Source organism: Streptomyces sp. NPDC014623, from assembly GCF_043088245.1.
Taxonomy (GTDB): domain Bacteria; phylum Actinomycetota; class Actinomycetes; order Streptomycetales; family Streptomycetaceae; genus Streptomyces.
Genome location: NZ_JBIBZU010000003.1, coordinates 446,551 through 467,124, shown reverse-complemented (window position 1 = coordinate 467,124; position 20,574 = coordinate 446,551). Strand labels below are relative to the sequence as shown.

General features: G+C 71.8%; 19 protein-coding genes and 1 pseudogene. 7 read left to right on the top strand and 13 right to left on the bottom strand.

The features are described from left to right. The first annotated feature begins 1 nt into the window (after position 1). Positions 2 to 418, top strand: coding sequence for a hypothetical protein (locus ACF1FZ_RS08450; protein WP_391772587.1), 417 nt, complete (start codon positions 2 to 4; stop codon positions 416 to 418). 56 nt (positions 419 to 474) lie between these two features. Here the strand turns inward: ACF1FZ_RS08450 and ACF1FZ_RS08445 are convergent, their stop codons facing one another. Together ACF1FZ_RS08445 and ACF1FZ_RS08440 are read right to left on the bottom strand one after the other, a co-directional pair. Next, entirely contained in the window at positions 475 to 1,089 is a 615-nt protein-coding gene (locus ACF1FZ_RS08445; protein WP_391772586.1) for a DUF1349 domain-containing protein, read from the bottom strand. Further along, entirely contained in the window at positions 1,086 to 2,606 is a 1,521-nt protein-coding gene (locus ACF1FZ_RS08440) for an aldehyde dehydrogenase (NADP(+)) (RefSeq protein WP_391772585.1), read from the bottom strand. The genes ACF1FZ_RS08445 and ACF1FZ_RS08440 overlap by 4 nt, the downstream gene beginning before the upstream one ends. A 155-nt stretch (positions 2,607 to 2,761) precedes the next feature. Between ACF1FZ_RS08440 and ACF1FZ_RS08435 the strand changes: the two genes are divergently transcribed. From ACF1FZ_RS08435 to ACF1FZ_RS08425, 3 genes are all read left to right on the top strand, one after another. After that, the gene (locus ACF1FZ_RS08435; protein ID WP_391772584.1) at positions 2,762 to 3,532 is read left to right on the top strand and encodes an IclR family transcriptional regulator; all 771 of its coding nucleotides are present in this window, start codon (positions 2,762 to 2,764) and stop codon (positions 3,530 to 3,532) included. A 111-nt stretch (positions 3,533 to 3,643) separates the two neighbouring features. Further along, positions 3,644 to 5,095 carry a peptidoglycan D,D-transpeptidase FtsI family protein gene (locus ACF1FZ_RS08430; RefSeq protein WP_391772583.1) on the top strand — a complete coding sequence of 484 codons (1,452 nt, stop codon included), beginning with the start codon at positions 3,644 to 3,646 and terminating at the stop codon, positions 5,093 to 5,095. 182 nt (positions 5,096 to 5,277) lie between these two features. Then, on the top strand, positions 5,278 to 5,859 hold the full coding sequence (locus ACF1FZ_RS08425; protein WP_391772582.1) for a lytic polysaccharide monooxygenase auxiliary activity family 9 protein: 582 nt from the start codon (positions 5,278 to 5,280) through the stop codon (positions 5,857 to 5,859). 87 nt (positions 5,860 to 5,946) lie between these two features. Here the strand turns inward: ACF1FZ_RS08425 and ACF1FZ_RS08420 are convergent. Next, positions 5,947 to 6,334, bottom strand: a pseudogene (locus tag ACF1FZ_RS08420) (NCS2 family permease); the annotation flags it as partial. A 463-nt stretch (positions 6,335 to 6,797) separates the two neighbouring features. On the opposite strand from ACF1FZ_RS08420, the gene ACF1FZ_RS08415 reads away from it, so the two are divergent. The 3 genes from ACF1FZ_RS08415 to ACF1FZ_RS08405 all read left to right on the top strand — a co-directional run bounded on the left by ACF1FZ_RS08415 (position 6,798) and on the right by ACF1FZ_RS08405 (position 9,082). Next, a complete protein-coding gene (locus ACF1FZ_RS08415; RefSeq protein WP_391772581.1) occupies positions 6,798 to 7,370 on the top strand; it encodes a SigE family RNA polymerase sigma factor in 573 nt (190 codons plus the stop codon). Then, on the top strand, positions 7,370 to 8,080 hold the full coding sequence (locus ACF1FZ_RS08410; protein WP_391772580.1) for a hypothetical protein: 711 nt from the start codon (positions 7,370 to 7,372) through the stop codon (positions 8,078 to 8,080). The genes ACF1FZ_RS08415 and ACF1FZ_RS08410 overlap by 1 nt, the downstream gene beginning before the upstream one ends. A 168-nt stretch (positions 8,081 to 8,248) precedes the next feature. After that, entirely contained in the window at positions 8,249 to 9,082 is an 834-nt protein-coding gene (locus tag ACF1FZ_RS08405) for a pectate lyase (protein ID WP_391772579.1), read from the top strand. Here the strand turns inward: ACF1FZ_RS08405 and ACF1FZ_RS08400 are convergent. The 10 genes from ACF1FZ_RS08400 to ACF1FZ_RS08355 all read right to left on the bottom strand — a co-directional run bounded on the left by ACF1FZ_RS08400 (position 9,079) and on the right by ACF1FZ_RS08355 (position 20,574). After that, on the bottom strand, positions 9,079 to 10,239 hold the full coding sequence (locus tag ACF1FZ_RS08400) for a dienelactone hydrolase family protein (RefSeq protein WP_391772578.1): 1,161 nt from the start codon (positions 10,237 to 10,239) through the stop codon (positions 9,079 to 9,081). The genes ACF1FZ_RS08405 and ACF1FZ_RS08400 overlap by 4 nt on opposite strands. Next, on the bottom strand, positions 10,209 to 11,312 hold the full coding sequence (locus ACF1FZ_RS08395) for a pectinesterase family protein (protein ID WP_391772577.1): 1,104 nt from the start codon (positions 11,310 to 11,312) through the stop codon (positions 10,209 to 10,211). The genes ACF1FZ_RS08400 and ACF1FZ_RS08395 overlap by 31 nt, the downstream gene beginning before the upstream one ends. A gap of 92 nt (positions 11,313 to 11,404) precedes the next feature. Next, on the bottom strand, positions 11,405 to 12,736 hold the full coding sequence (locus tag ACF1FZ_RS08390; protein ID WP_391772576.1) for a polysaccharide lyase family 1 protein: 1,332 nt from the start codon (positions 12,734 to 12,736) through the stop codon (positions 11,405 to 11,407). A gap of 78 nt (positions 12,737 to 12,814) precedes the next feature. Continuing rightward, positions 12,815 to 13,639, bottom strand: coding sequence for a rhamnogalacturonan acetylesterase (locus tag ACF1FZ_RS08385; RefSeq protein WP_391772575.1), 825 nt, complete (start codon positions 13,637 to 13,639; stop codon positions 12,815 to 12,817). Positions 13,640 to 13,768: 129 nt separating this feature from the next. Continuing rightward, a complete protein-coding gene (locus ACF1FZ_RS08380; RefSeq protein ID WP_391772574.1) occupies positions 13,769 to 15,103 on the bottom strand; it encodes an ABC transporter substrate-binding protein in 1,335 nt (444 codons plus the stop codon). Between the two features lie 154 nt (positions 15,104 to 15,257). Then, positions 15,258 to 15,653: a hypothetical protein gene (locus ACF1FZ_RS08375; protein ID WP_391772573.1), complete on the bottom strand. Its 396-nt coding sequence runs from the start codon at positions 15,651 to 15,653 to the stop codon at positions 15,258 to 15,260. A 28-nt stretch (positions 15,654 to 15,681) separates the two neighbouring features. After that, complete coding sequence (locus ACF1FZ_RS08370; protein WP_391772572.1) at positions 15,682 to 17,232, bottom strand: glycoside hydrolase 43 family protein; 1,551 nt, start codon at positions 17,230 to 17,232, stop codon at positions 15,682 to 15,684. Then, entirely contained in the window at positions 17,229 to 18,053 is an 825-nt protein-coding gene (locus tag ACF1FZ_RS08365) for a PmoA family protein (protein WP_391772571.1), read from the bottom strand. The genes ACF1FZ_RS08370 and ACF1FZ_RS08365 overlap by 4 nt, the downstream gene beginning before the upstream one ends. Next, on the bottom strand, positions 18,050 to 19,219 hold the full coding sequence (locus ACF1FZ_RS08360) for a Gfo/Idh/MocA family protein (protein ID WP_391772570.1): 1,170 nt from the start codon (positions 19,217 to 19,219) through the stop codon (positions 18,050 to 18,052). Before ACF1FZ_RS08360 ends, ACF1FZ_RS08365 begins: the two co-directional genes overlap by 4 nt. Continuing rightward, a complete protein-coding gene (locus ACF1FZ_RS08355) occupies positions 19,216 to 20,574 on the bottom strand; it encodes a polysaccharide lyase family 1 protein (protein WP_391772569.1) in 1,359 nt (452 codons plus the stop codon). Before ACF1FZ_RS08355 ends, ACF1FZ_RS08360 begins: the two co-directional genes overlap by 4 nt.

Here is a 20,574-nt window from a genome sequence, read left to right as displayed (position 1 = left end):
CATGCCGGCTGATTCCAGCGGAAGCACCCGCCTGTTCGCAGGCGGGTGCTTCTACGCCCTCGTCATCGGCGGCTTCCTGTTCGCAGTGGCCTGTCTGCTGTTCTCGGTGGCGGTGACGGGGTTCTTCGACCGTCCCCCGGAAACGGCCGGGGAACCGCCGGGCGAGGCCGAGGCGACGAGGCACTACCTGGAGAGCTACGCCGCCGACGGGTCCCTGACCTCCGAGGAGATCACCTTCGCCGCCCGCGGCGGCCGGTGGGACCGGGAGACCGGCGAGACCTCCGTCCGGATCACGGTCACCTATCCGCAGGGCGAGGCGGGCTGTTACGTCTTCACCGTTCCGCTCCCGCTGGACCTGCACACCCGGGTCGCCCTGCCCCGGAAGGGCGAGGGGTGCGGGGCGGCGGACGGCAGCTGACCGCCGAGCCGCACGAGGGGCCCGGATCCGGGCCCCTCGTGCGGCTGTGCAGCCGGTCAGCTGCCGTCGCGCAGGTCGCCCGGCGCGGTGGGCCGGAAGGCGATCCGGTCGAACGTCGCCGAGCAGCCGTCGCCGGTCGGTGACTGGACGAGGAAACCGATACGGGCGGCCGCCCGCTCCTCCTCCGTGCCGAGGGTGAACAGCCGGACGAAGGTCCACCGCTCGCCGTCCGCGGAGGCGTGGAAGGCGAAGGCGCCACCGATGCGGCTGAGCCGCAGCCAGCAGCTGTCGCCCTCCACGACGGCGGAGTTCACGTCGTCGGACCGGCCCCGGGTGACCACGGTGCAGACCGTGGGGCGTTCCGGGGAGAGCTCCAGGCAGAGCTTCGCCCACTCCCGCTCCCCGACGTGGAGGTAGAGCACCCCCGCGTCGAAGGCGGCGGCGAAGCCGACCTTCACCCGGGCGATCAGCTGGAAGTCGCCCTCGGGCACCTCGCCCAGCAGGCGCGGGGCGTCGCTCGCGGGCTCCAGGGAGTCACCGCCCGGCGGGACGAAACGGTCCTGCTTCGCACCCGCCGAGCCGGTCAGCACGCCGGCCTCGTACGCCCATCCGCCCTCGGGCCCGGAGGGTTCCAGGGCGAAGGGCAGCTCGGGCAGCCGCACCGCCGTCATGCGCGTCGTCCGTCGACCCGGCGCGGCAGGTTCTGCGGGTTGTCCTCGCGGAGCTCCGGAGGCAGCAGGGCGTCGGGCGTCGACTGGTAGCTGACCGGGCGCAGCCAGCGCTCGATCGCGGTGGCACCGACCGAGGTGGAGGTGGAGGTGGTGGCCGGGTAGGGACCACCGTGGTGCTGGGCGGGGGCGACGGCGACACCGGTCGGCCAGCCGTTGACCAGGACGCGTCCGGCGACCGGGATGAGTTCGGCCAGCAGGCCGGCGGCGGCGCCGTCGGCCTCCTCCGTGGCGATCTGGAGCGCGGCGGTGAGGTTCCCCGGCAGGCGGGACAGCACGGCGGTGATCTCGTCCGCGGAGTCGTAGCGCGCGACGACGGTGACCGGGCCGAAGCACTCCTCCAGGAGCGCGTCGTGCGGCCCCTCCTGGGTGAGCCGCTGCGCCGGGACGGTGAAGAAGCCGGCGGAGACCGTGTGCTCGCCGCCCGCGCCCGGGGTGACCGGGCTCTCCACGTCCGGGAGTGCGGCCCGTTCGGCCACTCCGCGGACGAAGGAGTCGCGCATCCGGTGGTCGAGCATGACCCCGGCGCCCGTACCGCTCACCGTCTCGGTGAGCGACTTCAGCAGCTGGTCCCCGGCCTCGCCCGACGGGGCGAACACGAAGCCGGGCTTGGTGCAGAACTGTCCGGCGCCCATGGTCATCGAGCCGCCGAGCCCGGCGCCGATCTGCTCACCACGCTCGGCGGCCGCCGCCTCGGTGACGACGACGGGATTGAGCGAACCGAGCTCGCCGTGGAAGGGGATCGGGGTGGGCCGGGCGGCCGCGGCGTCGAAGAGGGCTCGGCCACCGCGGATCGAGCCGGTGAATCCGGCGGCGGAGACGAGCGGGTGCTTCACCAGCTCGACGCCCGCCTCGAAGCCGTGGATCACGGCCACGACGTCCTCGGGCAGCCCGTGCCGCGCTGCGGCCCTGCGCAGGAGCGAGCCGCAGATCTCCGAGGTCGCCGGGTGGTCCGGGTGCGCCTTGACGACGACCGGGCAGCCCGCCGCGAGCGCGCTCGCGGTGTCACCGCCGGGGACGGAGAAGGCGAGCGGGAAGTTGCTGGCGGCGTAGACGGCGACGACGCCGAGCGGGATCTTGTAGCGGCGCAGGTCCGGCCAGGGCGGGGTCCGGCTGCCGTCCTCGTGGTCGATGTGGATGTCGAGGTAGGCGCCCTCGTCGACGACCTCGGCGAAGGCCCGCAGCTGGGCCGCCGTGCGGGCGAGTTCGCCGGTCAGCCGGGCGGGGCCGAGCGCGGTCTCCGCGTCGGCCGCCTCGATGACGTGTTCCTGGGTCTCGGCGAGCAGGTCGGCCGCGGTCCGCAGGAACGCGGCGCGCACGGTGCGGTCGGCCAGCGCTTCGCGGGCGGCGTGCGCCGCCCGGACCGCACGGTCGACCTCCTCCGCTGTAGCCTCCACCGCAACCTGCTCACGCGGGTTCCCCGTCCGGGGGTCGACGCTCCAGACTGGTGCTGCTGCCACCGTATTTTCCTTCCGGTCCACTGCCACACAGGAGAAGCTGTTCGGTATTCTGAACAACGTTCCTGAACGTGAATACACGGGAACTCTATTTCCGGGTGCGCAGTGTTGGCAAGAAGTAGCAGAGTCATACAAGAGGGCTGGAAGGGGCATAAAGAATGTCGGTTGGCGAGTCCGGTGGGGCACAGGTCAAGTCCGCTGTACGGACGGTGGAACTCCTCGAATACTTCGCGGGGCGCCCCGGCATGCACTCGCTGGCCGCCGTGCAGGAGGCCGTCGGCTATCCCAAGTCCAGTCTCTACATGCTGCTGCGCACGCTGGTGGAGCTCGGCTGGGTGGAGACCGACGCCACGGGCACGCGGTACGGGATCGGTGTGCGGGCCCTGCTCGTCGGCACCTCGTACATCGACGGCGACGAGGTAGTCGCCGCCGCCCGCCCCACTCTGGACCGGCTCTCCGACGACACGACGGAGACCATCCACCTGGCCCGGCTGGACGGGACGAACGTGGTCTACCTCGCCACCCGGCAGTCCCAGCACTACCTCCGTCCCTTCACCCGCGTCGGCCGCCGGCTGCCCGCGCACTCCACCTCGCTCGGCAAGGCGCTGCTGGCCACCCACAGCGACGAGCAGGTCCGCAAGATGCTGCCCGAGACGCTTCCGGCGCTGACCGAACACACCCTCACCGACCGCGAGAAGCTGATCGAGGAGCTGCACCTCATCCGCGAGCAGGGATACGCGGTGGACCGGGAGGAGAACACCCTGGGGCTGCGCTGCTTCGGCGTCGCGGTGCCGTACCGCACTCCGGCGCGCGACGCGATCAGCTGCTCGGTGCCGGTCGCCCGCCTCACACCGGCGCACGAGCAGATGGTCAAGGACGCCCTGTTCGACGCCCGCGACCGGCTCACCCTCGCGACGCGCAGGCTCTGAGCGCCGGACGGCCGGAGCGCGCACCTGAGAAACGGGTGAGCGCCTGAGAAACCGGTGAGAAGGAGCACGACCGGGAACGCCCCCGGGACCCCCGTTCGTCCCTCCAGCGGGATGAACAAGACGATCAGGCGCACTTCGCTCTTCTGTCTGCTCATGGTCCTCGCCCTGCTGGTGCGGGCGACCTGGGTGCAGGCGTACGAGGCCCGGGCGCTCGCAGACGACGCACACAACCGGCGGAACACGATCGCGCAGTACGCGCAGCCGCTCGGCGACATCATCGTGGCCGGCTCTCCGGTCACCGGTTCGAAGGAGACACACGGCGACGACCTCCGGTACAAGCGCACCTACACGCAGGGTGAGCTGTACGCCTCGGTCACCGGTTACAGCTCGCAGGCCTACGGCGCCACCCAGCTCGAGGGCATCTACAGCGATGTCCTCGACGGCACCGACGACCGGCTCAAGGATCCGGCGGATCTGATCACCGGCGAGCGGGCAGCTCCCGGCGGCGTGCTGACGACCATCGACCCGGACGTGCAGAAGGCGGCCTTCGAGGCGCTCGGTGACGACCGGGGCGCGGCGGTCGCGATGGATCCGGAGTCCGGGCGGATCCTCGGAATGGTCTCCTCCCCCTCGTACGATCCCTCCGGCATCAGCGGGACGGGCGACGGCGACGCCTGGCGGAAGCTGCTCGCCGACGAGAGCAAGCCGCTGGTGAACCGGGCGCTGCGGCAGCCGCTGCCGCCCGGTTCGACGTTCAAGCTGGTGGTGGCGTCGGCGGCTCTGGAGAACGGCCTGTACGACTCGGTCGACGAGCCCACGGACAGCCCCGATCCGTACACCCTGCCGGGCACGAGCACGGTCCTGCCGAACGAGAACCCGGCGGCTCCCTGCGAGAACGCCACTCTGCGCATCGCGCTCCAGTACTCGTGCAACAACGTCTTCGCGAAGGTGGCGGCCGGCCTCGGCCAGGACAAGCTGAAGGCGATGGCGGACGCGTTCGGTTTCGACACGGAGGAACTGGACGTGCCCGTGCGTGCGTCGCGGAGCGTGTACCCGACCGGCATGGACAAGGCCCGGACGGCGCTGACCGGCATCGGACAGTTCGAGGTCACCGCGACCCCGATGCAGATGGCCATGGTCTCGGCAGCCCTGGCCGACGGTGGTGAGCTGGCCTCGCCGCACATGGTCTCGAAGGTGACGGGTGGCGACGGCTCCACGCTGCAGGAGTTCCCGGACGGCGGGAGCGAGCGGGTCGTGAAGGAGTCGACGGCCGAGCAGCTGCGCAGCGCCATGGTCACCGTCGTGGAGGAGGGGACCGGCAGCAACGCGAAGATCGACGGCGTCGAGGTGGGCGGCAAGACGGGAACCGCGCAGAACGGCGTGGACAACAGCAACACCCCGTACGCCTGGTTCACCTCGTACGCGAAGGACGGGAGCACCGGCAGGCAGGTCGCGGTCGCGGTGGTCGTCGAGGACTCCGGAGCGGCCCGGTCCGAGGTCAGCGGCAACGGCCTGGCCGCGCCGGTCGCGCAGAAGATGATGAAAGCGGCACTGGAGGGCTGAACCGTTACGCCACCGGGCCGGCGGAACCGGTCCACCCGGTTCGGACAGTCATGGAGTGATGATCGGCTTACCCACCCCATGGAGTGATCAGGACCCTCTCGCCTTCACCTAGAGTAGTCGCCCGGATACCTTTTGTGCACGGGGTCCTGATGGGGCACCCCTCGCAGCTCAAGGAGAGATCTGTGGAACGAGAAGCGCGGCACGGTGCGGTCACCAAGCCCGAGTCCAGGGCCCAACTGCACCTCGCGGACTGGCAGGCCGCGGGCCTGGAGGCCGGAAAGTTCTTCCCCGGGACGGAATCCGGCCTCCGGGACCCGTACGCACCGGACGACGTCGTCAACGCGCGGCCCCCGGAGGACGGCCGGATCGCCAGTGCCGGGAAGGACTTCGCCGCCAAGCTCGACGAGCCCGACTCGCAGCAGGGATGGCAGAAGCACCCGGTGCGCTCGGGTGAGGCCCTGGACATCACCTGGGCCTACCACGCCCCGCACAAGACCCGCCGGTGGAACTACTTCCTCACCAAGGACGGCTGGGACCCGTCGAAGCCACTGTCCCGGGCCCAGTTCGACCCGGAACCGATCGCGACGTACCAGAACAGCGGCCAGCCGTACTGGTCGGCGGACGACCTCCTCCCCGAAGACCCGACCGTCCACAGCGTCACCCTTCCCGAGGGCCGCCGGGGTTACCACGTCCTCCTGTCGGTGTGGGAGGTAGCAGACACCGCGCACGCGTTCTACCAGGTCATCGATCTCGCAATCGAATGACCGCGGGGCCGGTCCTCCCGCTGCGCCCCGTCGCCTCCACCGACGGCGGGGCACAGTCGCCACCGTCGGCTACCTCACTCCGAGCAGTCACTCGACCGGGTCGGTCGCGAAGTACACCGCGAAGAGGACAGCGGTGCCCCACAGCAGCCGATGGACCTCCTTGGCCTTGCCGAGAGCTGCCTTGATCACGGCGTAGGCGACGAAGCCCGCGCCGATGCCGTTGGTGATCGAGTAGGTGAACGGCATCACGGCGATCGTGAGGAGGGCCGGGATGGCGCTCTCGTTCTCCCATTCGATGTGCCGCACCCGCGCCATCAGCATGAATCCGACCGCGACCAGAGCCGGCGCCGCCTGGGCGGGGACGATCGCGGCCAGCGGGGTGAGGAACAGTGCCACGGTGAAGAGCCACCGGTGACCAGGGAGGCGGAGCCGGTGCGGGTGCCTCCCCGGCACCTGCCGTGGACTCGACGCAGGAACACCAACCTGCGGCAGTACAGCGAGCTCAACAGCGCCGGCTCCGTCTACAGCCACGGCGCCGAGTGCGACGTCCGGATCTGCTCGCTGATGGACTACAAGAGCAAGAGCTACCTCCTCGAGCGCGGACACAGCATCACCAACCTCAACACGTTCTCCGGCGGCATGTTCCAGCACGGCATCGGCTCCAACAAGTGGGTGTGCTGAGGGGCGTGAGGGCCTGAGACCGGCCGGACGGTCTCCGGGGGGTCCCGGCGCCGCGCAGGGGGCGGCGCGGAGGTCCCCCGGGCATTCGCCTGGCGCAAGGGGTTCACGTTTCCGCCGTGTTGCGCCTTACTGGGAGTCGCACACGCGTCGAAGCGCTTCCGGGGCGCGCATTGGTACGCTCACGCCCCGCGAACGGATGTGGGAACGTGCACAGTCCGTTCGGGCGCGCAGGGATCCAGTGCAGAGAAGAGGTACCCGTGGGCACAGTCCTGGATGATGCTGCTGCCGCCGAGTTCCACGCGTTCTTCGAGGCCCACTACGCCGAACTCGCCCGTCTCGCCCATCTGCTGACGGGCGAGGCCGATGCGGCGGACGACCTGGCCGCCGACGCGCTCATGGCGCTCTGGCACCGCTGGGACCGGGTCAGGGGCGCCGATCACCCGGCTGCCTACGCGAGAGGGGTCGTCGCCAACCTGGCGCGTACGCGCATCCGCAGCGCGGTGCGCGAGCGGCGGAGGATCGCGCTGTTCTGGGCGCCCCGCGGGACCGGGGACGGCTGTGCGGCGGACGGTCCCGACGTGTCGGCCGTGGTGGATGTCCAAGGGGCCCTGCGGCGGCTGCCGTTCCGCAAGCGCGCGTGTGTGGTGCTGCGGCACGCCTTCGACCTGTCCGAGCGGGACACCGCTCTGGTCCTCGGGATCTCGGTGGGTACGGTGAAGAGCCAGACCTCACGCGGTGTGGCGGAACTCCAGCGGCTGCTCGGTCCCCAGACCCCTGCGGCACAGGTACAGGTGGCGGCCGCCGGGCAGCGCACCGGAGGAAGGCAGTGATGGACGAGGACCTGCGGGAGCGGCTGCGCGCGGCCGCCGCTTCGCACCGCCCCGACCGGGCACGGATGCTGGCCCGGATCGAGCGCGGCACGGCGCAGGAACCGCCGGCCCGGCCCGCGCGCACCCCGCGCGCACCGATGCCGTGGCTGCGGGTCGCCGGTGCGGCGGTGGCGGTGTGCGGGGTGTTGACGGCAGGCGCGTTCGCGGTCACGTCGGCGGGCCAGGAGGAGCCGGCGGACGGACAGCGGGCGGCGGCGGAGCCCACGTCACCCGGCCCGGCGTCACCGTCCCCGGGCCGGGGCGGCGCGCTGCCTGCCGGGAAGGGGCCGTTGTGGTCGGACGGTTCGCTGAATCCGAACAGCAACGACTACTGGGCACAGAGCGAGGTGACGGTGAAGACGGCCCGGCCGCTGTCCGCGCTCACCGTGGAGTTGCGGATCGCGCTGACCGGCGGGGTGAACACCACCGGTGCCTGGCGCTCCCTGCCGGCACAGGACTTCGCGGCGTCGGCACGCGAGGAGGGCGGCTTCCTCGTCTACCGCTGGGCCCTGAAGCCCGGACGGAGCGTGCCGACCGGTACGCACACCTTCGCGGGGCAGTACAACCACGCGGAAGGCGCCCGCGACACCGGGCGGGACGACTACACGGCGCGTGCGCGCGCGGCGGGTGAACAGACCTCGGTGGGCGGCGTCTTCACGGACACGCGCTGAGCGCACGGCGCGCCCGCCCCCCGTGCCGGGGCGGCACACACGGCCGGAGGAGAGACGGATCCGGCCGTCGGGGAAAACAGATCCGGAACACGGCAACCCTTTCCCGGGCAGCGGCGACCCATGAGCGCGACACTCCCCCCTCACCCCTAGGAAACGGGACCGACGAACATGAGTGAACGAGCGCACGAGCACCGGCGCAGGCACGGGAAGCGCCGTACGGCCGCCGCACTGACCGCGGCCCTGGGTCTGACCGGCGCCGCTCTGGCCACCGACGTGATGCTGCAGCCCGCGGGCGCGGCGACCGCCGCGGCGCCCGCCTGGCCCAGTGCCACCGGCACCCAGGCCGTCCCGAGGACCATCGCGGTCTCGGGGACGTACGACGGGTCGCTGAAGCGCTTCCACGGGAGCGGCGACCTCGGCGGGGACGGCCAGGAGGAGGGCCAGGACCCGGTCTTCAAGCTGGCCGACGGGGCGACCCTCAAGAACGTCATCCTGGGCTCACCCGCCGCCGACGGTGTCCACTGTTCCGGCAGTTGCACGATCCAGAACGTCTGGTGGGAGGACGTCGGTGAGGACGCCGCGTCCTTCAAGGGCACGGCGGCCGGCTCCGTCTACACGGTGTACGGCGGCGGCGCCAGGAAGGCCTCCGACAAGGTCTTCCAGTTCAACGGCGCGGGCAAGCTGGTCATCACGAAGTTCCAGGTCGCGGACTTCGGCAAGCTCGTCCGGTCCTGCGGCAACTGCTCCAAGCAGTACAAGCGCGACATCATCGTGAACGACGTCGACATCACGGCGCCGGGCAAGTCCCTGGTCGGCATCAACACCAACTACGGGGACACCGCCGCGCTGCGTTCGGTGCGCATCCACGGTGACAGCAGCAAGAAGATCAAGCCGTGCATCCGCTACACCGGCAACGACGACGGCGACGAGCCGACGGAGACGGGCAGCGGTCCGGACGGCACGTACTGCCGCTACTCCGCTTCGGACCTCAGCTACGACTAGGCCGGCGGCGGCGAGGTGCCCCCGCCGGGTTCCGGTCCGGATCCGGCGGGGGCGCCGAGCCATGTGTCCAGCCAGGCGTACACCTCGTCCTGCATGGCTGCCGTGAAGGCATGGCCGGTGTCCGGCCACACCTCGGTGGTGAGCCGGTCGCCCGCCCCCTGCGACTCCCAGACCGCGCGCAGCTTCGCGTACGCCGACTCCACCCCGGCGGCCGGGAAGAGGTGGTCGCGGCCGCCCGCGTGGAAGAGGGCGGGTTTGGGGGCGGCGAGGGACGCGACGTCCGGGATGTCGAGGTGGCGGTGCAGCCCGGGGTGGAGCATGAAGTACGCGGACTGGCCGCGCAGGGTGTTGTTCCCCGGGACCATCATCTCCTTGAGCCCCGTCATCCAGCAGACGGCCGCCGCCGCCCGGACACCGTCGGACAGCGCGGACAGCTGCCAGGCACGGTAGGCGCCCATGGAGAAACCGAGCGCGCCGACGCGCCGCTCGTCCACCTCGGGCAGTGAGGCGAGGAAGGCCGCGGCCCGGATGTCCTCGTGGGCGGCGAGACCGGCCGGCGAGGTGCCCAGCTGGAGGAGGTTGGCGGCCAGGGCCTGCTGGTCCTCGTAGGCCAACGGGCCTCTGTCGCCCCAGCCCAGGGTGTCCACGGCGAGCACGGCGTATCCCCTGGCGGCCAGTTCGTCGCCGATGAACCGGCCGCCGTAGTGCCGCTCCGCCCAGGCCGTGGCGCGCGCGAGGCGGTCCGGGCCGGACCGGGGCCGTACGGCTTTCTCCCGGCCGATCGTGAACTCCGCGCCGTGGTCGTGCAGGATCAGCACCGCGGGGAAGGGCCCCGCCCCGTGCGGTACCAGCAGGGAGCCGCGGGCCCGCCCGTAGCGGCTGAGGGCGAACTCCACGGTGCGCGCGGTGTACCGGCCGGCGGGCCACTCCTCGACGGTCACCGGGTCGAACGGCTCGGGGCCGGGAGTGAGCGGCTGCAGCAGCGACTGTCCGGCCACGGCGCGCGCCTCGGCGCGCCAGGCCGGGAAGTCACGGGCCGTGGACCTCTCCCAGGACAGCGGGAAGGTGAGTTCGTCCTTCAGCCGCTCATAGAAGGCGGGGAGCACCCGCCGGGTGATCCCCAGGGTCATGCGCCCGGGCGCCAGTCGCCCAGCCATCCGGCCGGGGTGTGCGCACGGGCCTCGGCCGCGGTCAGCTGCGGACGGTTGTCCGGGACGGTGATGCGCGCGCCGGGACCGGTGTTGCGGTACTCGGCGAAGCGCTGGTCCTGCCAGGGGAAGCCCGAGGACATCGTGCCGTAGGGCGCGGCCGCGTCGATACCCGCGCCGAGGTGGGTGTCGCGGACGGTCAGCATGGGGCGGGCGGTGGGGTCCGAGGAGGGCACCCAGGGGCGGGCCAGCTTGTAGTACGCGTCGGGGGCGGTGCTGGTGATCCGGGAGCGCAGCACGAGGTAGCCGCGCGGGCTGGCCCCCGCGGTGCTGGGCGCGAAGACGAAGCCGTACGGTGCCGAGGCCAGGTCCGTGCGCGTCAGGGTGCGGAAGTGGCAGCGGTCGTAGACGGCGGTGGCACGGCCGAAGACGAAGTCGACGTCTCCCTCGACGTAGCAGTCGCGGTAGTACTGGCGGGCGAAGGCGGTGAGGGCGGGGGTGTCGGCGTACAGGGTGTCCTGGTGGCCGAGGAAGCGGCAGCCGTGGAACGCCGAGCGGTCGCCCTGCACCTTGATCGCGACGGCTTGGGTGCCGGTGTACTCGGGGTTGTCGGAGCGCAGCCAGTCGTTGGAGAAGGTCAGGCCGCGGGCGGTGAAGTCCGCGGCCTGGACGGTGACGGAGGCGGAGCCGCTGGTGCCCAGGGTGCCGGATCCGTCGGGCCTGGGGGTGCCCGCCGCGTCGTCGTGGACGATGACGGTGTCGCGCGGGTCGCCGCTCGCGCCGATCAGGGTCAGGCCGGTCCGGCCGGCGGTGACGGTGAGCTTTCCGCGGTAGGTGCCGGGGGCGATCACCAGGGTCCGCCCGGTGCCGGTGGCCGCGTCGAGAGCGGACCGCACATCGGTGAAGTCGCCCCGTCCGTGCGGATCGACGTAGAGCGTCAGGGGGTCCAGGCGGCGGGACGGCGATCCGTAGCGGCCGAAGGGGCGGTGGCCCGTGGGCCGGGCCTGTGCGGTGGGGGCGCCGAGAGCGAGGGCGGCACCGGCGCCGGCGAACAGGGAGAGGGCACTGCGTCTGCTGGGCATTCGGTACTCCTTGCGGTGGGGCCGGGGGCCGGAGCGGCGCTCTCCGGGGTGGTGGTGAGCGTGCGGTGCCGCTCCGGCCGGTTCGGGGCGGGTCAGCGGACCGACGGCTTGCCGGCGCCCGCGCCGAGGCCCACCAGCAGCGGGACGACGAACGGGTGGCTGACCTTCGTACGCAGCTGGGGGGTCCAGCCGGCGCCCTCGGTGAGCTGCCCGGCGGGCACGCCCGCGTTGTGCACGGCGATCAGGTCGGTCTTCCGTCCGTTGACGTAGTTGTTCTCAGCCGTCAGGGGGGCCTCGGACCACTTCTTGAGAACGGTCGCCTTGTCGAATCCCCTGGGCACGGTGAAGGCGTTGTGCTCCGCGACGAGCCTGGACTCGGCTCCGATGCCGTACGTGTAGCCGTAGGCGGCACCCTTGGTGGTGACGAAGTGGTTGTTGTACGAGTCGACCTGTCCGAAGCGGACGCGGGGGGCTCGCTCCTTCACGTCCTTGAAGAGGTTGTGGTGCAGTGTGACGCGGAGCTTGCCCCGGTCACTGGCCCCGGCGCCGTCGCTGTTGCCGATGAGCATGGTCTTGTCGTGGTTCTTGAGGACGTTCCAGGACACGGTGACGAGGTCGGCGCCGCGCACGATGTCGAAGAGGCCGTCGTGCTGCTGGTACACCTGCCCGAAGTAGCGGGGCTGGCCGGCGTCGGGGCGGTCGCCGTCGCTGAAGGTGTTGTGGTCGACCCAGACGTGGCTGGAGCCGTACACGACGAGGTTGTCGTACTCGGAGTTCCAGGCGCCGTTGTCACCGTCGGTGGGGTCCCACTGGGGGAAGCAGTCGTAGGTGTCCTCGAAGGAGATGTTGCGGACGATGACGTTGGAGACGTTCTTCACCTGGAGGCTGGCGCCGATGACCGTGGCGTCCTTGCCGACGCCGACGAGCGTGGTGTTGGACGGTACGTTCACGGTGACCGCGGCGGCCTGGAGCTTCGCGGACGCGGCGCGGGCGTCCTCCAGCGGCCCCGAGGGGACCTCGTCCGTGCCCCAGACGGCCGGGTCGTAGGCGGCGAGGTACTTCTCCAGCGTGTAGCCGTCCTGCTGGTACGCCTCGCAGCCGATCGGGGTGCCGTTCGCGTCGGAGTTGCCGTGGATCGTGCCGGCGATCCTGATGATCTTCGGCGCGTCCCCCGCGTCCTCGAAGGCGGCGATGAGCTCGGCCCGGTCGCTCACGGTGTAGACGTGGCCGGGGGTGGCGGCCGCGCCGCCCGTGGTGGAGCCGTCGGCAGAGGCCCAGCCGTCGCCGGCCGGGAGTACGGAGCGTTCGATCCTGTTGCCGTGGTGCTCGGAGGCCGCCTGGGCGGGGAGGCTCACGGCGAGGGCCAGCGAGGCACAGCCCGTCACCACGGCGGTGGCGCGGACATGTCTCATGCGTGCGGGCATGGCGAATCCCTAACTGTCGTACGCGGAAGATGCGGGGGAGCAGCGCGGCGACGCGCGGAAGGAACAGGGGCGAGCGGATCAGGCCTGCGGCCAGGTGATCCACTTTCCGGGCACCGGATCGTCGAGACGGCGCAGGTCGCGCGGGGTGAGGATCCGCTCGGCCAGCAGGGCGCGGGCGGTCGTCCTGGCCACCTCGACGGCCCCGTCGGGCCGGAAGTGGGTGTTGTCCTGCTTGCCGTCGGGGTAGTTCGGCGATTCGCCGGGCTCCAGCCGGTTGAAAAGGGCCTCGGTCCCCTCGGGGCCGAGTTCCTGCCAGCGGGCGAGGGAGAGTGCCTGGACGTCGAGCAGGGCCACGCCCTCCTCGGAGGCCAGGGCGCGCATCGCGGCGGGATACTCCCCGTGGGTGGGCTTCGCGGTGCCGTCCTCGGCGAAACGGCGGCGCTCGACCGGGGTGATCAGCACCGGTTCCGCACGCCGGGCGCGGGCGCCCTTCACGTACTGGCGCAGGTACTCCTGGTACGTGGTGTACGGGTCGGTGCCGCGAGCGGGGTCCTCGGTCTTCTCGTCGTTGTGCCCGAACTGGATGAGGACGAGATCGCCGGGGCGGACGCCCTCCAGGAGGGCGGTGAGACGGCCCTCGTCGATGAAGCTCTTGGAACTGCGGCCGTTCACCGCGTGGTTGGCGACGGTGAGCGTGCGGCCGAGGAAGAAGGGAAGGGCCATGCCCCAGCCGGTCTCGGGCGCGGCGCCGGCGTACTTCTGGGCGGCGGTGGAGTCGCCCGCGATGTGCAGTGTCCGGGGCCGGGGTCTGCCCCCGCCGCCGTGCGCGAGTGCGGGGGTGGCGCTGAGGGCGAGGGGCAGTGCGAGGAGCGCGGCTGCCGTCCGTCTACGGGTGAGTGACACAGGCTGACTGCCTCTCTCGAAGAAGACACGTGAGGTCGTGCGCGCAAGAGGGACCGGCGGCGGGGTGCGACCCGGACCGCCGCCGGTCCCCCGGTCATCGGGGGTGGGGCCGGGGTGGGAGGGGCCGGGTCAGCCGTTGCCCAGTTCCTTCCACTCCTTCTGGGCGGCGTTCAGCTCTTCGGCCATCTTGTCCAGGAAGTCCTTGGCCGTGGTCTTGCCGAGGAGCAGCTTCTGGAACTCCGGCTCGTTGTCGGCCTTGCTGATGTTGTTCCAGTCGGGCAGGTAGTACGGCAGGTCGACGATCTTGGTGGAGCCGTCGGTGAGGGCCTTCGCGGCGAGCGCGGTCGACTCGGTCTCGTTGATCCACGGGTCCTTGGCCGCCTCGGTGTTGGCCGGGATGGCGCCCGCGGACTTGTTCCACTTGCTGTTGGACTCGTGCGAGGCCGCGAACTCGATGAACTTCCATGCCGCGTTCTTGTTCTTGCTGGAGCGGAACAGGCCGAGACCGTCGACGGGGTTGGAGACCTGGACCCGCGTGCCGCCCTCCCCGATGGGGGCGGGTATCCCGGCGAACTTGTCCTCGCCGAGCGCCTTCAGGTGGTCCTGGTAGGAGCCCAGGTTGTGGCTGAGCATCCCGATGGTGCCGGTGTCCCACTGGGCGACCATCTTGGTGAAGTCGTTGTTGACGTCGGCGGCCGGCGTCGTCTTCTTGAAGAGGGCGGCGTACTTCTCCAGTGCCGCGACGTTCTTCGGGTCGTTCAGGGTGGTCTTCTCACCGTCCCAGAACTCCGTCATGCCGGTCTGGCCGTAGATCGCGTCCAGGGTCTGCGCGATGGAGCCCGCACCGCCGCGGATGGTGTATCCGAACTTGTTGCTCTTCGCGTCGGTGAGCTTGTCCGCGGCCTCGTAGAACTTGGGCCAGGTGGAGGGCGCCTCCAGCTTCGCCGCCTCGAACAGGTCGGTGCGGTACCAGAGCACACCGTTGTTCGCGGAGGTCGGCACGGTGTACATGTCGTCGCCCCGGCCGGCCGCGGATCTGACGCTCTCGACCATGCTCTCGACGAGCTTGCCCTTCAGCGACGACTTCTCCAGCCGGTCGTTGATCGGCTCCAGGGCTTCCTGGGAGACCATGTTGGCCAGGTAGGCGGTGCCGACGCCGCCCACGTCCGGCAGGCCGCCGCCCGCGATGGCCGTGTCGTACTTGGACTGGACGTCGGCGATCGGGATCGGGACGTACTTGACCTTGATGTCCGGGTTCTTCTTCTCGAAGTCCTTGATGATCTCGGTCCAGATGGCGGTGCGCGGACCACCGTTGTTGTCCCAGAAGGTGATCTCGCCCTTTCCGCTGCCCTCCGTGCCCGAGCTGCTGCCGTCGTCGCCACAGCCGGTGGCCGCGAGTGCCAGGACCGCGGTGAGGGACACCGCGGTCGCGGTACGCCCCCGGAGCGTCTTGGAGATGTTCATGTCGGCTCTTCTCTCTGGATCTGTACGCGTGCGTGGGGGGAGGTCGGTGGTGTGTGTGCGGTGCGGCACGGTGCCGAGGTGCTTCTGCGGGCCCGCCTCATGGGTCACGGGCTTCGGTACGCCGGCCGCGCGGTCCGGCGTGTACGCAGGGAAGTCATCCGGTCCGGACGCGGCGCCGGCCTGGCAGGGGCGCTGTACGCCCCGGTGGCAGCTGTTCCCGACGGCCGTCTTCGCGGCGGACGCGCGCCCGGTTCCCGTACGTCCGCAGCGGGTCCCCGCCCACGGCCTGCGCGCGGGGGCGGATGCCGTGGAGGCGGGCGTGGGCGCAGTTGCCGGCGGCCGGGTCGCGCCGCTTCGTGCCGCTGCACCGGTCGTGGCCGGTCCCGCCGGTGCCGCCCGCCCCGGCGACGGCCCTGCCCGAGGCGGCGTCGGTCCGCGCCCCGGTGGCGGCCACCGCCCCGCCGGGGGCGGCGGGCAGGGGGAGGGCGGCGGGGGCGAAGGCCCTCAACGGTGTTCTCGCTCTGGTGCGCTCGGTACGGAGGTGCGTCATTGCGGCTCCCATACTGCGGCGGTGCGGGTCAGGTTCCGGTTGGTCTTCCGGTGGTGCGGAATGCGGTGAAGCCGGCTGTTCCGGAGGGCCCGTCACCGGCCGGTGCGGTGGCGAAGAGGCCGAGCAGCGCGCCGACCCAGCGCCAGGGGGCGGCGGCGAAGACCTGGCCGGATGCCCGGAAGCCGGCTCCGTCGCCGGTGTCGGCGAGGAAGCGGCACCGGGCGCCCCGGGTGACCTCGATACGGACGCGGACGGCGGCGCCGGGCGCGGGGCGGGGGTGTTCGGCGTCCCGCTCGTGCCCGGCGACGGATTCGGCGTACCGGTGCACGAGCCGGGCCGTCCCGTCGGGCCCGGCCTCCAGTCCGATCCATGAGAAGGCGTCCCCGAGGACGGCGAGCCCTGCTTTGGCGCCCGGTTCGCCGGAGTCCAGCGTGATGCCGGTCTCGACGGTGAACTCCTCGGCGGGCAGCCTCTGCACCAGGACGTTCGGCAGGACGCGCAGATCGTGCGCGTACGCGGTGCGTACGCAGCTGAGCCGCAGCCCGTCGCCCGCGTGGCCGGCCGTCCAGCCGGGCCGCGGGTTGGCGGTCCACTGCCACTGGGGGCCGTACCGCCCACCGGGGAAGTCGTCACTGGAGGCCGGTGCTCCGGCGGTCTGCCCGGGGGCCTCCGGCCGGCGGTGCACGAGGACGGGTTCGCCCTCGTCACCGATGACCGGCCAGCCCTCGTCGTCCCAGCGCATCGGCTGGAGGTGCACCACGCGGCCGTACGCTCCGCGGGCCTGGAAGTGCAGGAACCAGTCCTCACCGGCAGCGGTCCTGACCCAGCCGCCCTGGTGCGGGCCGTTGACGTCGGTGCTGCCCTGCGCGAGGACGACCCGCTGCTCGTAGGGGCCGGAGAAGGTCCGCGAGCGGAAGGCGCCCTGCCAGCCGGTCTCCACGCCTCCGGCCGGGGCGAAGATCCAGAAGTAGCCCTCGTGCCGGTAGAGCTTGGGCCCTTCCAGGGTGAACCAGCCCGGGATCGTGTCGGCGTCGATCAGGGTCGTGCCCTCGTCGAGGAGCTCACGCCCGTCGGGGCTCATCCGGTGGCCGGTGAGCCGGTTCTTGATGCCGGAGCGGGACTTCGCCCAGGCGTGCACCAGATAGGCCTCGCCGGTCTCCTCGTCCCACAGGGGGCAGGCGTCGATCAGGCCCTTGCCCGCCTTGACGAGGTGCGGGGCGCTCCAGGGGCCGCGGATGTCCTCGGCGTTGATCTGCTGGATGCCGTGGTCGGGGTCGCCCCAGAAGATCCAGAAGCGTCCTGCGTGGTGGCGCAGTGAGGGCGCCCACACGCCGCAGTCGTGGCGGGGCACGGCGAAGTCGGCGGCGGGTTCCAGCCGTTCGAGGGCGTGGCCGATGAGCGTCCAGTTGACGAGGTCACGGGAGTGCAGCAGGGGCAGTCCCGGGACGCGGCCGAAGCTGGACGCGGTGAGGTAGTGGTCGTCGCCGACGCGGACGACGTCCGGGTCGGACCAGTCGGCGTTCAGGACCGGGTTGCGGTAGGTGCCGTCCCCGAGGTCGGCCGTCCAGGGCATCGTCATGCGGTGACCGCCTTGCGGACGTGGGCGGCCGCTGCGTCCCGGTCGAGGCGGCCGTCGGCGACGACGGTGACGACCCGGCGCACGACGGTGGCTCCGGCGGCGACGGGGAGGCGGCGGTCCGCGGCGAGGGAGGATCCCACCCCCGGGTACTCGGCGGCCCGTACGAACCACGGGTCGCGCCTGGTCTCCTCGGTCGCGCCGGCGAAGACGAGTGTCCAGCCGTCCCCGGCGAGTGCCAGCCAGTCGGCGGCCTTGCCGTGCACGGCTTGCTCCCCGTCGAGCGTTCCGCTGAACACGGCGGGCGGCGCGGCCTCCTTGGGCGCGCGCCAGAAGAAACCGCCGTATCCGGCGCCGGGGCGGCCGTTGGTGGCGGGGCTGCCGATGGAGAGGTCCGTGGTGCCGCGATTGGTGAGGGAGAAGGAGAAGTCCAGCGCCCAGGCCGTGTCGGAGAGTTCACTCGCGGCGACGGTGCGGTGCTCGCGCAGCAGCTCGGCGCCGTCGGCCTCCCAGCCGATCTCCTCCACGAAGCCGTCCGGGTCGCGGAGCTTCCAGCCGATGTGGCGCTGCGTCCCGTGGTTGTCGAGCCAGGTGGGGCCTTGGTCACGGACGAAGGTGCGCCCGCCCCAGAAGTTGTGTCCGGCCACGTCGGGCACCGCGACGGAGACACCCAGGTGGTGGATGTGGTCGGCCGGGCGCTCCTCGGTGACGGGGACGCCGGCGAGGGTGGTGACGGGGTGCAGATAAGGACGGCCCGCCGTCCCGGGCCGGTAGCTGTAGCGGCCGACGGGTCGTCCGGCACAGCTGAGGAGTGCGGTGGTCATGGTGTGCTCACCTCGCTGGGTCGCGCCCAGGAGGCGCCTAGTTCGGAGAAGAGGGTGAGGGTGTCGGCCGCGGCGGCGACGGTGCCGTCGATGCCGCGCACGATGCGCCGCACGCCGTCGCCCTGGTCGGCGGGCCGGGTGTGCCAGGCGGCGGCGGGCAGCGCGGTGGGCTCGGGAGCCGTGCGTACGGCTTCGAGGACCCGCATGAACGCGCCGGTGCGCTCCGGTGGCACGAGGAGCTCGGTGCCGTGCTCCAGGTGGTCCACGAGGTTCTCCAGGAGGTCGGTCCGCCCGTGCACGGCCTCCTCGGGGCCGTGTCCGGCACGCTGGACGAGGATGCGGTCCTGCTTGTACCAGAAGGTGATGCGGCCCCGGTCACCGTGCACGATCACGTACGGCTCGCCGGCCTTCTCCGCGCAGAGGGTGACCGCGACGGTCACCGGGAGCCCGCCGGCGGTGGTGACCCGCACACAGCTGGTGTCGTCGGACTCGATGTCGTGGGCCCGGAACAGCTCGGTCTCGATGGACGCCACGTCCTCGGCCGTGCCCCGGCCGGCGAGTTCGAGGGCCGTGGCGACGGCGTGTGCCAGCGGGTTGGTGAGCACCCCGTCGACCACGTCGGTCCCGTCCATCCTGCGGCGTCCCGCCCACGGTGCCCGCCGGAAGTAGGCGTCGTCGCGGACCCAGGCACCTGCGGCGCCGACGCCCCGGACGGTGCCGATCGCTCCGGAGCGTACGAGGTCCTTGACGGCCGGCACGGCGTGCGAGCCGAAGGACTGGAAGCCGATCTGGCAGGCGATGCCCGCCTCCCGTACGCCTTCGGCCATGCGGGCGTAGTCGGCCCAGGTCGCGGCGGGCGGCTTCTCCAGGAGGAGGTGCACGCCGCGGGCCGCGGCGGTCAGGGCGAGCGTGGTGTGCGTCGGGATGGGGGTGCAGATGACGGCGCCGCGCGCACCGGTGGAGTCCAGGAGGGCCCCGAAGTCGGCGGACTGCTCGGGCATCTCCCCGGCGAACATGTCGAGTTCACCGTCGGTCAGCGGGTCCAGTTCGCAGACCCCGGCCAGCCTGACCAGGCCCTGGTGCTGGAGCCGGCGGATGTTGGCGAGGTGCCAGCGGCCGTGGCCGCGGGCGCCGGCCAGGACGAGGGGCAGCGGTGTCGTGCTCATCCGGCCCTCCCCGCTCCGGCCTTGCGGGCGACCTCGGCGGCGGCCTTCACGGCGCCGTCGACGGGACCGTGCAGGGTGGGTGTCCAGCCGGTGTCGGTGGCGAGGTCGGTCTCGCTGCCCGAGTTGTAGGCGTTGTAGATGGAGACCAGGTCGACCGGGTAGCCGTTGAAGACGGTTCCGCGCTGGGTGAGGGCGCTGCCGTTCCAGCTCTTCAGCAGGTCGGCGACCTCGACGTGCCCCGGCGCCTCGAACGCGTTGTTCTCGGCGACGATCCGGGACTCGGTGGAGACGCCGAGGGAGTAGCGGTGGCCGCCGTCCTCGGGGATGACGTAGCGGTTGTTGTAGAGGTGGACCTGGCCGAAGCGGACCCGGGGAGCGCGCTGCACGACGGAGTGGAACTCGTTGTGGTGCAGGGTGACCCGGAGTCTGCCCCGGTCGGTGGTCACGCCGTCGCCGTTGCCGATGAGCATCGCCTTGTCGTGGTCGGCGAACCGGCTCCACGAGACGGTGACGAGGTCCGAGCCGTTGGTGATGTCGAGGAGCCCGTCGTGACGTAGGTGGTTGCGCCCGAAGTGGGTGGGCTCCCGGTCGTCCGGGTGGCCCTTGTCGCTCGCGGTGACGTGGTCGATCCAGACGTGGGTGGCGCCGCGCAGCCACAGCGTGTCGTACGCAGTCTTCCAGTCGCCGAGGCCACCGGTGTTGGGCTGCCAGGCGGGGAAGCAGTCGTAGGCGTCGCGGAGCTCGAGGTTGCGGATGATGACGTTGTCGGCGTCCTTGACCTGCAGGCTCGCGCCCTTGAGCACGGCGCCGGCCCCGATGCCGACGATCGTGGTGTTCGACCCGACCAGCAGTTCGACGCGTTCGGCCTGGCGTGCGGCGGACGCCTTGCGGGCGTCCTCCTGCGGCCCGGCCGGCTTGGCCCCGCCCCACGTACGGGGGTCGTAGGCGGCCAGGTACGCGTCGAGGCCGTACCCGTCGGTGGCGTAGTCGGCGCAGTCCAGTCGCCGCCCCCGGTCGTCGGTGTTGGCGTCGATCGTGCCCGCCACACGGATGATCTTGGGGACGGAGCTGCCGCCGTCGAGCGCCGCGACGAGCTGGGCACGGTTGCGCACGGTGAGGACATGGTCCTCGTCGGCGGCCGAGCCTCCGGTCGTTCCCGTGCCTTCCGCGGCCCACCCGTCGTTGTCGGCGAGCACCTCCCGGCCGAGGTCCCGGCCGGGCGCGGAGGCCTCCGGCGCCGTCTCCGGCGACGCGGTGGCCGCCCGGGCGCCCGGCTGGAGGGCCAGGCTTCCCAGCAGCAGGGCGAGCGCGGCGGCGGCGCGGCGCGCGGTACGGGGGCGGAGCTTCCAGGTCAT